Origin of the sequence: Nostoc sp. C117, assembly GCF_043099735.1 — a bacterium.
Lineage (GTDB): Bacteria > Cyanobacteriota > Cyanobacteriia > Cyanobacteriales > Nostocaceae > Nostoc.
Genome location: NZ_CP170991.1, coordinates 7,400,419 through 7,413,062 on the forward strand (window position 1 = coordinate 7,400,419; position 12,644 = coordinate 7,413,062).

8 protein-coding genes are annotated in these 12,644 nt (G+C 41.2%); 5 read left to right on the plus strand and 3 right to left on the minus strand.

Features of this window, described 5'->3' with window-relative positions:
- Positions 1–149 precede the first annotated feature (149 nt).
- Positions 150–293, minus strand: coding sequence for a photosystem II reaction center protein Ycf12/Psb30 (psb30, locus tag ACFG4S_RS31670; RefSeq protein WP_392532820.1), 144 nt, complete (start codon positions 291–293; stop codon positions 150–152).
- A gap of 371 nt (positions 294–664) precedes the next feature.
- Here psb30 and ACFG4S_RS31675 point away from each other — a divergent pair, with 371 nt between their 5' ends.
- The 3 genes from ACFG4S_RS31675 to ACFG4S_RS31685 all read left to right on the plus strand — a co-directional run bounded on the left by ACFG4S_RS31675 (position 665) and on the right by ACFG4S_RS31685 (position 1,886).
- A complete protein-coding gene (locus tag ACFG4S_RS31675) occupies positions 665–1,015 on the plus strand; it encodes a YkgJ family cysteine cluster protein (RefSeq protein WP_392532821.1) in 351 nt (116 codons plus the stop codon).
- Positions 1,016–1,114: 99 nt separating this feature from the next.
- Positions 1,115–1,546 carry a TMEM165/GDT1 family protein gene (locus ACFG4S_RS31680; RefSeq protein WP_392532822.1) on the plus strand — a complete coding sequence of 144 codons (432 nt, stop codon included), beginning with the start codon at positions 1,115–1,117 and terminating at the stop codon, positions 1,544–1,546.
- Positions 1,547–1,583: 37 nt separating this feature from the next.
- Positions 1,584–1,886, plus strand: a complete 303-nt coding sequence (locus ACFG4S_RS31685; RefSeq protein WP_392532823.1) for a TMEM165/GDT1 family protein — start codon at positions 1,584–1,586, stop codon at positions 1,884–1,886.
- Between the two features lie 288 nt (positions 1,887–2,174).
- Here the strand turns inward: ACFG4S_RS31685 and ACFG4S_RS31690 are convergent, their stop codons facing one another.
- A complete protein-coding gene (locus tag ACFG4S_RS31690; protein ID WP_392532824.1) occupies positions 2,175–3,101 on the minus strand; it encodes a cobalamin-binding protein in 927 nt (308 codons plus the stop codon).
- Positions 3,102–4,017: 916 nt separating this feature from the next.
- Here ACFG4S_RS31690 and ACFG4S_RS31695 point away from each other — a divergent pair.
- Both ACFG4S_RS31695 and ACFG4S_RS31700 read left to right on the plus strand, forming a co-directional pair.
- Positions 4,018–6,237 carry an ATP-binding protein gene (locus tag ACFG4S_RS31695; RefSeq protein ID WP_392532825.1) on the plus strand — a complete coding sequence of 740 codons (2,220 nt, stop codon included), beginning with the start codon at positions 4,018–4,020 and terminating at the stop codon, positions 6,235–6,237.
- Positions 6,238–7,061: 824 nt separating this feature from the next.
- A complete protein-coding gene (locus ACFG4S_RS31700) occupies positions 7,062–9,551 on the plus strand; it encodes a calcium-binding protein (protein WP_392532826.1) in 2,490 nt (829 codons plus the stop codon).
- Positions 9,552–9,639: 88 nt separating this feature from the next.
- Here the strand turns inward: ACFG4S_RS31700 and pruA are convergent, their stop codons facing one another.
- On the minus strand, positions 9,640–12,639 hold the full coding sequence (gene pruA / locus ACFG4S_RS31705) for an L-glutamate gamma-semialdehyde dehydrogenase (protein ID WP_392532827.1): 3,000 nt from the start codon (positions 12,637–12,639) through the stop codon (positions 9,640–9,642).
- Between the last annotated feature and the right edge of the window lie 5 nt (positions 12,640–12,644).

Below are 12,644 nucleotides of genomic sequence, written 5' to 3' on the forward strand. Positions count from 1 at the left end.
TGAATTTCAAAGTCACTAACAGCAAGTTTTCATTTCTAACCTGAAAATGTGAGTGCTGAGTTAAGAGTTACAAGTTATAAGTTGAGACTAAAATTTAATTCCTCACTCTTAACTCTGAACTGTTAACTCTCAATCAGCACTCAGCATTATTAAAGGTTACCGTTGCGAAATGCTAGCACAAAGATTACTGCTGGGCCAGCAATCACGATAAGCGCCACGGACAGTAATTGGAAAATAACTTCCCAATTGATGCTGGTAAAAGCATTAACCAAGTCAGACACAGCGTCAAACATTTTTCCTTTTCTCCTACCAATTGCTTTAAAAATTCAACAACTTAGTGACGAAACCCGAAATTGATCATATCTGGCCACAGGGTGCAGGATTTAATTTACTTAACAAAATTATAAGAAAAAACATAAAATAGAAGGATTGGGAATAGAACATTGGACAGGAGGCAGGAGTCAGGAGGAGAATAAATAACTTCTAACTCGTAACTCAGTACAGGCTAAACGCCACGCTATCTATGTACAGCACTTAGTACTCAGCGCTCCTGAAGGACATTGCTTATTTTCCTTATTCCTATGAAGAATTTTTGAGAGGAGGAAGCCTTGGGTCAGATTTCTGTTTTATTCCCCATACCCCATACCCAATTCCCTAATCTAAAATGTCAACTTGGCAATGTGTAAAACAATGTGGAGCTTGCTGTCATCTCGAACCAGCAGAGCGTCCAGATTTGGATGAGTATCTCTCACCAGCAGAACTAGAACTTTATCTCAGCATGGTAGGTGAAGACGGATGGTGTATTAATTTTGATCGTGTTACGCGAGAGTGCCGGATCTATGCAAATCGTCCGCGCTTCTGTCGTGTGGAATCAGAAGTATTTCAAGATATGTATGGAATTGAACCAGAAGAAATCAATGATTTTGCCATTGACTGCTGTCGTCAGCAAATAGAGGGAGTATACGGCGATCGCAGTTTAGAAATACTACGCTTCGACAAAGCTGTTGGCTTTTGACACTGCGATCTTTATTTTTTGTGTGGAGTTGCAATTTATTACAGCAATCTGAGAATATGATAGAAATATGAAAGCAACCTAGCAATAAAACTACTGCTTGTGAAACTAGACTCTGCACCTTTAGAAATTTCTGGCATATCTCAGTCTGAGATCGGGCTAGAACTGAAACACAGCAATGATTTTAACTTAACTCCTACCATCACCCAACGAGTTCAGCCTATAGTTGCCAAGAGTCCTCAAAAGCAGGAATCAGCGCTAGTAGTTTTTGGTACAACTTTCATAACCGTCTTTTTAGCAGAAATTGGAGATAAAACTCAGCTATCCACATTGTTGATGAGTGCAGAATCGCATTCCCCGTGGGTAGTATTTATTGGATCTGGGGCTGCACTGATAACCACCAGCTTATTAGGTGTACTTTTAGGTAGTTGGATAGCCACCCGACTCAGCCCGAAAACCGTAGAAAAATCAGCCGGCGTGATGTTACTGTTGATTTCTCTCATGCTCTTTTGGGATGTATTTATTGGTCATTAGTCATTTGTCATTTACCCCCTCATCTCCCCCTCAATATATGGATTGGCATCTTCTCGGACTTAGCTTTATTACAGTTTTTTTATCAGAATTAGGCGACAAAAGTCAGCTAGCAGCGATCGCACTTTCAGGGCGTTCTCAATCACCCCGTGCTGTATTTTTTGGTGCAGCAGTAGCACTGCTGTTGACAAGTCTATTGGGAGCATTAGCAGGAGGAGCAGTAGCAGAATTATTGCCTACACGCTTGTTAAAAGCGATCGCTGCTGTGGGATTTGCCATACTTGCTGCACGCTTACTGCTATTTAACAATCAACCATCATCTGATTCTGAACAAACACCTTGAAGAATAATTCACAAATCAGAATTACTCTTCGCAAGGGTCTTAAACCCATTTATTTAGATGCTCTCTACGAGACGCTCTTGCTAGCTTGGTTCTGGGTAGGAGTAAGCGGAGACAGCTAAGCTGCATATCCGCCAATCGTACAGAATTCAGAAGGAATCTAGTATAGTTGATATATTTTCTGTTTACCCCAAGGTTGCCACAATAGGCAAGGTTTAAAACCAATATAATATCATTCAGTCGGACTCGAATTCAGTATGAATTCTGACTTCTGAATTCTGAAATTCTTTTTCACAAAGGCTCCCAACCAGTTCCTTTGTAACCATATTCAAAAATCTCTGGATGTAAAATTTCTGCCAAAATTTCTAAAGAATCAACCAGTCTAGGTCCAGGACGATTGAAATACGAATTGCCATCAGTGATATAGACCCTACCAGCTTGAGTGGCGTGCAGTTTTTCCCACTCTGGAAGTTGAGTTAATGGTTGGGCTTCTTGGCGAGTGCGATTTAAATCAAAGCCGCAAGGCATAAAAACAATTACATCTGGATTAGTTGCTAGTAGTGTTTCCCAGGGTAACTGAGGAGAAGGCCGACCTACGACACTAAACAGAGATTGTCCTCCTGCCAAGTTAACTAATTCTGGAATCCAATTGGCCGCTATCATTAAAGGATTAGTCCACTCAATACAAGCTACGGTGGGCAGTTCATTTACAGCAAGTCCTTGGATTTTTTGTTGACAAATTTTAACCCGAGCCTCTAAATTTTCTATGACTTTTACCGAGTCTACACCAAAGGTATTGCCTACTCGCTCAATATCAATCCAAATATCTTGGAGAATGTTCGGTTGTAAAGAAATAATTTTGGGTTGACTGTGAACAAGTGTTGCAACTGCTTTTTTCACTTCATCAAAGCTAACAGCACAGACATCACACTGGTCTTGAGTGATAATGTGGGTAGGCTGCAACTGCTCTAAAACATCTGTTTTAATTTCATAGATACTCAGAGCAGATTGCAATAACTTGTTCACTTCATCATGAATTTCGCCGCTGGAGGTATTGGAATCTAACCGTGCTTGGGTACAGATGGGGAGATTTTTAATTTCTGGAGGGTAATCACATTCATGCGATCGCCCCACAATAGCATTAACTAATCCTAATATTGCTAATATCTCTGTTCCACCAGGAATTAGGGAAACAATTCTCACATTACTATCTATCATCGCTCTACCTCTGTAACAACTACCATTAGCTTAATTCTCGCAAAATTTAAGTCATTACATATCTTTCTCTAGAGGAGTTGAAGGGTATTGTAGTAGTCAGCACCAACCAAGATACGACTTACGCAAGTGTCATATTTTTTTCGTAGAGGTTGAAAAAATTAAAAAGTCAAGAGTCGAAATTTTTAGACTTTTGAACGCTAATCGTTTATCAAGGCAGTCTCCAGCCTAACTTGCTTCCCGCAAATTATCCTTCTTAGGCTCTGGAAGAGAAGACCTGTTCTAAGCATTATGGAAGTCAAATGTTGAAGTCCCTTCGCTTCCCTTGACTCCAAACTCCGGTACTAAGCTGTTACGCATTTAATTTGTAAATTTACCTGATGACTGAAAACCCGTCAACAGTCATCAGTCAACAGTTAACGACCATCAAGAGTGTTTATATACTTTAGACGCCCATCAGCTTAGAAGATATGTATTGTATGCCAGTTGCCTAAGTCCCAGAATAAATTAAACTGACATTAGAAATTAAGGACTGCTAAAACCTTAACGGGGATTTAAACTCAAGCAAAGTGGAAAAAATCTTCTCTTGGATAGTTCCAAGTTTCCATACCAAAAATTTAAAATATTATATTAATTTACAGTATCTTTACTTGATAGTTTAATTCCGTAATAGTAGAATTACCTGATAGTGTAATTCTTTTAAATTGCTAATTGTACCCTGGTAAAAATCACTGACATTAAGTAACAGCATTAATGAGTCAAATCTAGCTGGTAACTAGTTATCCAGAATCGTAAGATTTAATTAGAAAAATTATACTTTCCGGTTATGAAAAACCATATCAAGTAATTGTAGTTATACAAAGATGGTTCTACTATTCCCGTAGAACTGCAAGGCAAAATTATTTCTTGAGGGCAACTGATGCAGGTGGTCGCGGCTAGAAATATTACAGAGTATAATGAATCCCAAGAGGCTTTGCGAATCAGAGAAAATAATCGTCAAAAACAAAGCCAGACGCTGGTGGAACTGGCAAGGAGTAAGACATTTCAGCAAGGTAATCTGAATGCGGCGTTAAGGGAAATCACAGAAACTGCTGCTCATACGCTTTTAGTTGAGCGAGTCGGAGTGTGGTTATATGATAAAGAACGTTCAAAAATGAAATGCATGGATTTATACGACGTAAATACCAAGGAACATACCTTTGGGAAGTCGCTTCTAAAAACAAATTATCCTGTTTATTTCCAGGCTTTAGAACAAGAACGTAGTATTGCCGCAAATGATGCCAGAAACGATGTCAGAACCCAAGAATTATCTGAGTCTTATCTTTCAATTTTGGGAATTACATCCCTGCTTAATGCACCGATTTGGCTAGAAGGGCGTTTGGTGGGGGTAGTCTGTCATGAACACATAGGCGAAGGTCGCCAATGGACTTTGGAAGAAGAAACTTTTGCTGGCTCAATTGCAGATTTAGTAACCCTAGCTATGGAAGCAAATCAGCGAAATGCCACAGAGGAAGCATTGCGACAAAGTGAAGCGCAATTCCGGGCAATTTTTGAGCGTTCCTCTATTGGAATTGCACTTATAAATATGAAAGCCAAGATAGTCGATACTAATTTGGCACTGTGCGAGATTTTAGGATATAGCAGAGAAGATTTATACGGCAAGCGCTTTACAAACTATATTTCCAGAGAAAAAGGTGATTTAGAAATTTACAAACAACTAGTGTCAAGAATTTCCATAGACTTAGAGAAAACTTCAAACGTCCATTTGCAAACTGACAAAGTTGCACAACAGCCTGTTGATAGACATCGTATTGAAATGGAAAGACCTTGCGTGCATCAAGATGGTAGCTTAGTTTGGACTCATATTTCTGTTTCTGTGATTCCAGACAATAATGGTCAACCTGAGTTTTTTCTAGCAATGATTGAGGATATTACTGAACGCAAGCAAACAGAGTTGAAACTACGTGCTTCTCAAGAAGCAGCAGAAGCCGCCAGTCGGGCAAAAAGTGAATTTTTAGCAACTATGAGCCACGAACTGCGGACGCCTCTCAATGCGATTATGGGTTTGTCGCAGTTGCTACAACAAGAAATCGTTGGTTCTCTGAATGAAAAGCAGAGGGAATATATCAATTGTATATATGGTAGTGGTGAAAACCTACTGGAACTGATAAACGATATCTTGGATTTATCTAAGGTAGAAGCAGGCAAAGAAGAATTGTTGCTTTTACCTTTGTCTGTATCAGAGATATGTAATTATGCCATATTGACAGTGCGCGATCGCGCCTTAGAAAAGGGATTACGACTTACATATGAAATTGATCCCAAAGCAGATATTTGCATTGCTGATGAACGGCGGCTCAAGCAAATGCTACTTAACCTGCTCACCAATGCGATTAAATTCACCCCAGCAGGTGAAGTATCTCTGGTAGTCAAAAAAGTACCACAAGGGATGACATTTATAGTTTCAGATACTGGAATTGGTATTGACTCAAATCAGTTTCAATTTCTATTTCAACCATTTAAACAGCTTGACAGTAAATTAAATCGTCAGTACGAAGGTACAGGATTGGGTTTAGCTTTGACACGCAAGTTAGCGCGTTTGCACGGTGGAGATGTGACCGTTACATCTACTTTGGGAGAAGGTAGTCAATTCAGTCTGTTAATACCAAATCTGGGAGATGAGGTAGATGGGGGAGAAAATTTTACTTTGTCCTCATCCTCCTCTCTAGCCATTCCTCAAAATAAAACTATTTTGTTGGTTGAAAACGAGCAAAATACTGCCATAGTGTTGCAAGATTATCTCCAGACAATTGGCTACCAAGTCAAATGGATAAATAACGGCGATGAGTTATTGAACGAGGTAAGAACCATAAAGCCAGATTTAATTTTATTGGATGTGCAATTAGTAGGTGATGTTAGTGGGTGGGATTTGCTAAATCTTATCAGACAAGAGCCTTCTTTAGAATATTTGCAGGTAGTAATGATGGGATTGAATGAAGTTCCAGAAGATAAAGCTTCTCTTATGCAAGCTGGTGCTAATGATTATCTTCCTAAACCAATTCGCGTATTCCAACTAGAGTCAATATTAATGCGATATTTGAATGAGAGCGATTTTTTGATCGACGAAACACTAATTTAGACGCTAGGCGATCGCATTCATATTTTCAGCCACAAAAATTTGCTGTAAAAGCATACCAAGCGTTTGTCTGATTTTCCTCATCCCTAAGAGATACCCCAATTTAGGTATCGCTGCGATCAATATAAAGATTGCATCAAGGTAACTAGTTTTATATACATTGAAGGCTCAAAAATGTGAAGAATATGCAAAGATGGCTTTTTAAGTATAGACATCTAAGTATATTCTGTACTTAATTAATATCAGGTTATTTAAATGTTCGCTATTTTGAAACCAAATACCACGTACAGATTGCTAACAGTCAAAGTTTGAAAATCTCTTTGCCTTTACCTGTCAGCTATTTCCTATTGTCAAGACGGTTAATCACGGGAAAATCTCACAACCAAAGATAAAAAAGGAATATAGCTTACTCTCTACTCGCCTTTTAAAGCTAGTAAGACTTATGCATTGACAAAAAGCTAGTGTGCATTTGAGGCATTCATGGTTGATTGTACGGTCTTTTGTTAGCGATGGCTGCGACGGACTACGCCTAAGCTACTGAATAAAAGATACTTGATAAAAGCCTGAAATGTCCTATTTTATCTTGAATTCACATTCTAAGGAATTTGACAGTGCTTAAGACTTAGATAGTCTTACATACTTGGATAAGTATTTGTTACAAGCTACTCAATAAGATGAATCTTGGGGAAAAATTGGTAACTCTCAAAGGTGAGATAAGTATACCGAAAAACCCAGCTCTCGGCGAGTTCATTGTGCCCTAAAACAGCACTAAGCAGCAGGTTGAAAACTTAAGTTACTGAAAAAATCGATTCAGGTAGGTAAAACTTATGGCAAATATCATTGGAAGCAACGGTAATGATACCCTAGTGGGTACCTCTGATGTAGACACAATTAACGGTAAAGCTGGGAACGATATCATCATAGGCGATGCAGCCAATGACACCCTAGCTGGTGGCGGTGGCAATGATAGATTTATTTACACCTCCTCTTCGTTTTTCAGCTACGAAAACGAAACTGATATCATCACCGATTTTGGTGGTCTAGGTAAAGGTTCAAATCCCTCGCCAGCAGTCATTGCCGAAGCGGATACCCTGATATTTCAAGGTTCTGGCTTAACTGCCCAAAATCTGCTGCTCACCCAAAATGGCAGCAATCTGGAAATTTCCTTTGCACAAAGTAATAGCAAAGTTATCCTGCAAAACTTCACCCTGGAAAACCTAGATAACCTATCAACAGTGGGCAATATCCTGTTTGATGGACAAACCACTATCACCGATAGCTTTGATGTCGTCAATGCGAACTCCACCCAACACAACCTGTTCAACAAAAACACAGTTACCTTCTTTAACGATCTGAATAACTATGTCAACGGTCTTGACAACTCAGATGATGTTATTAATGGTCAGGGCGGTAATGACAAAATCAACGGCAAGAGTGGTAATGACCTGCTCCGTGGCGGCGCGGGCAATGATACTCTCATTGGTGGTGAGGGGAATGATACTCTCATTGGTGGTGAGGGGAATGATGTTCTCAGCGGTGGTGCGGGGAATGATGTTCTCAACGGTGGCGAGGGGAATAACACCCTCAACGGTGGCGCTGGTAACGATAGCTTTGGTTTTAGCTTTACAACAGGCGATAACCTAATCAATGGAGACGATGGCAATGATTATATCTCTAGCTATGTCTTCTACCGCGACGGTGATGGTGCTTTTGGAAATAACACAGTCAATGGTGGTGCTGGTGACGATATCTTGAATGTTGACAATTCACGAGGTGATAACCTACTATTTGGGGGCAATGACGATGATTATCTCAGTGCCTCTGGCGACGTAAGTAGATATGGCAACGCCGCAGCCTCAGGCAATAACACCCTAAATGGTGGCGCTGGTGATGATACCTTGAATGTTGACTTTGCAACAGGCGATAACCTACTTTTTGGGGGCGATGGCAATGATTATCTCTCTGCCTCTGACTACGACTTCCCCGATGGCTATGCCACTTCTGGTAAAAATACCCTCTATGGTGGCGCTGGTGATGATACCTTGAATATTGACTATTCAACAGGCGATAACCTACTGTTTGGGGGCAATGGCAATGATTATCTCAGAGCTTCTGCCGACTCCTTCTTTGGCGCTTCTGGCAAGAACACCCTTTACGGTGGTGCTGGTAACGATACTTTGAATGTTGACTATTCAAAAGGCGATAATCTGCTCTCTGGAGGCGATGACAATGATTATCTCTCTGCCTCTGGCTATTACCAAGAGCAACCAACAGACTCTTATTTTATTACTGCCTCAGGCAATAATACCCTCAATGGCGGCGCTGGTAACGATAAATTAAATGTTGACTTTTCAACAGGTAATAACCTACTAGATGGAGGCGATGGCAAGGATTCTCTCTCTGCCTCTGGTCAATACGGGTATACGCCTGGTTCGTTTGGCAAGAATACTCTTAACGGTGGCACTGGTAATGATAGATTAAGTGTTGATTATTCAACTAGCGATAATCTGCTCTCTGGAGGAGATGACGATGATTATCTCTCTGCCTCTGGCTTCTACAAATATGGCGATACCAATGAATCTTACTATACTGCTTCAGGCAAGAATATCCTGGACGGTGGTGCTGGTGATGATAAATTGAATGTTGAGTATTCAACAGGCAATAATACCCTCAACGGTGGCATTGGTGATGATACATTAAATGCTGACAATTCAAGAGGCAATAATCTGCTCATTGGGGGCGATGGTAATGATTATCTCTCTGCCTCTGGCTTTGGCTATGACTACAGCGGTGGTGCTTCGGGCAATAATACCCTCAACGGTGGTGCTGGGAACGACTTCTTGGATGTTCAGTTTTCAACAGGCCATAATCTAGTTGATGGAGGTAGTGGGAATGATTATCTCGTAGCCTCTAACGCCTCAGGCAATAACACCCTCAAGGGCGGTGCTGGGAATGATACCTTGGTAGGTGGAAACGGTAATGATGTCCTCTATGGAGGGACTGGTACTGATACCTTTATTTTTAATGGTTACGGTCAGGGTGTTAGTACTATTTATGACTTCAACGCAAGTAGTGAACTTATTTGGGTATCGGCTGGTGGTTATGGTGTAGACTTATTACCAATTTACCTCTCAGCTAGTCAGTTTACACTTGGAACATCTGCAACGACGAAAGATCAGCGAATTATCTATGATGACACTACAGGTGCATTATACTTTGACAGAGATGGTAGTGCGGGTGCATTTGCTCAGGTACAATTTGCACAACTACTTGGTGGAGTGTCACTAACCGAAAACAATTTTTATGTGATTGCTTAAGCAATTTTTATGATTTAACTACTGATCAAACTACCTGTGTTGTTACTATATAAAAAAAGGTGGGTTTTTCCCCACCTTTTTTTATAATTTAATCAGCACCTTCAATTGGTGCAAAACCTTGACGTTGAATATTTTCTGTTATCGTCCGTGGTTCTAGGAATTGCAGTAAATAATCAGGACCTCCGGCTTTAGAACCTACTCCAGAAAGTTTGAATCCACCAAAGGGTTGCCGCCCAACGATCGCTCCGGTAATATTGCGGTTAATGTACAAATTACCGACTTCAAACTCTGTCTGCGCCTGTTGAATGTGGGAAGGCGTTCTCGAATAAAGTCCTCCAGTCAAGGCGTAATTAGTTCCATTGGCTACTAATAATGCTTCTTGGAAATCTTTCACCCGAATTACCGCTAGCACAGGTCCAAAAATTTCTTGTTGGGAAATTACCGCATTTGGCGCTACTTCACTAAAAATCACAGGACCGATAAAGTATCCTTGTTGGGGTGCTGGTAACTCCAAAGCTAGTTGTGCTTCTGCCTTACCCTTCTCAATATACTCGCGGATGCGATCGCGGGCATTAGCATCAATTACCGGCCCAACTTGGGTACTTGGTAACTCTGCTTCCCCAATGTTCAGGGATTTTGTCGCTTCTACCAATCGCTGCACAAAGACATCATAAATCGGTTGCAGTACAATGACCCTGGAGGCAGCAGAACATTTTTGGCCGCTGTAACCAAATGCTGACTGCACTACTCCCACAACAGCTTGGTCTAAATCAGCACTTTCATCCACAATAATCGCATTCTTGCCGCCCATTTCAGCAATCACACGTTTCATATGCTTTTGCCCAGGCTTGAGGGTTGCAGCATCTGCGTAAATTCTACAACCTACTTCTTGAGAGCCAGTAAAAGCAATTACATGAGTATCTGGATGATTTACCAAATAAGCGCCGACTTGGGAACCTTTACCCGGTACGTATTGAAATACACCTTTAGGTATACCAGCCTCGATCAAAATTTCTGTGAGTTTGGCTGTAATTACAGAAGATGTTTCCGCCGGTTTTAGAAGAGTACAATTGCCCGAAACCAAAGCTGCAACTGTCATTCCACAGGCGATGGCCAACGGGAAATTCCAGGGGGAAATCACCACAGTAATTCCTCGTGGTTGATAAATATAACGATTAGTTTCGCCTGTGATGTCGTAAATAACACCTTTATCTAATCGTTCCATCTCATTAGCATAATACCGACAGAAGTCTATGGCCTCAGAAACCTCTCCATCAGCTTCCTTAACTGCTTTCCCAACTTCCAAAACCATCCAAGCAGAAAGTTCAGCGCGGCGTTCTTCCATCAAATCACCCGCTTTTCGCAGAATCTGAGCGCGTTCCTGAACTGGTGTTTTTCGCCAACCAGGAAACGCCGCCTTAGCAGCTTGCATCGCCTGTTCAGCTTGTTCAACACTAATCAACCCAACTTTACCAACTACTTCACTGAAATTAGAAGGATTGACAGAATCAACAAATTCTGGGGTATCAACATATTCTCCATTAATTAGCGGTAAATAAGTTTTACCCAACTGTTGGCGAACGTTTTGGAAAGCTTGCGCCGCCTTGCTTCTCTTCTCTTCTTCAGAGTAATCAGTATCAGATGCACCGAGGAAGGAAGAGGACACCGGGAGGTGAGGACGCGGGGATGTGGGGAAATTTTCATTCTCCGCCTCTTTGACAACTGGTGCAGCTAACAGTTCCTCAATGGGTCGATTTTCGAGATTTTGCCGTAAAAAAGAACTATTAGCCGTATTTTCCAATAAGCGCCGAATTAGATATGCCATCCCAGGTAATAATTCACCGTAGGGACAGTAAACCCGAAGCCGATAACCCCTGTCAACCAATGCCTTTGCAACTTTATCACCCATACCATAGAGGACTTGCAATTCAAACCGCCGCCGGGGGACATTTAAACTTTCAGCTATGGCAATGGCACGAGAATGCGATCGCACATTATGGCTACCAATAGCAGAATACACATATTGATGATTTTCCAGCAATAACTGGGTGATGGTTTCAAAGTTAGCATCAGTCGCCGCTTTATCGTTGTAAACTGGCTGTAACCAATGCTTTTGGGCTGCTTTGATCGTTTCTTGATCCCAATATGCACCTTTTACCAAGCGGATTGTTAAGGGATAACCGCGTTCTTTCAACCAAGAAATTAAGTCTTTGGTATCTTGCTCGCTATCACGCAGATATGCTTGAATCGTCATGCCAATATCTGTGCGTTGGCGAAACTCTTCTTCCAGTAACAGTTTTTTCAAGATACTAAGAGTTATGTCCTTATAGGCATACTGTTCCATATCAAAATGGACAGCTGCGCCCAACTCTTTAGCACGACGTAAGAGAATGCGAATGCGATCGCTAACTCGTTCTTCACTACCTTTAGCATCTAAAGGGTCAAATTGCGAATAAAACGCCGTTAACTTCACAGAAACCTGGATTTTTGGTAGCACTTCCCCATCAGCCTCATCAATAGCTGGGATAGCTGTCCAATTCTTTGATGCTTCTACCAATTGTTGCATTAATTCTAGATAGCGTTCCAGATAAGACTGCGCTTCAGCTTCAGTAATTACCGCTTCACCAAGTAAGTCGATGGTGAAAGCCATTTTTTCTTTTCGCAGCCGTTCAACTGTTTTGATGACTTGTTTAATATTTTCGCCAGAAATATATTTATGAGCCAGAGTTTCCACCGCTGTACCAACAGTTGTCGCAGCAACTTGTCCAGGCATAGAATCGGGGTTAGCAAAGTTTAGCATTCCCTTCAAAGCCGCAGGTAATTCTACAGACTCGTCGCCGAGATATTGTTGCAAATGTGAGGCAATTTCTGATTTACTGTGCAGAGCAGGTAGGGTGTCTATAAACCGAAATAATTGCACCCGCAACCCAGGATTACTCATTGCCCAAGCTAGTAATTTATCATCCCAACGCATTTGATCCCGCAGGGAAGCAAAAAACGAACGATTTTCCTGCGTTGCTGCTAGAAGTTGTTTAGCAATTTCTTGGGTTTTAGCTTCGTAGGTGCTTGTTTTTACTTGTAATACCACTGATA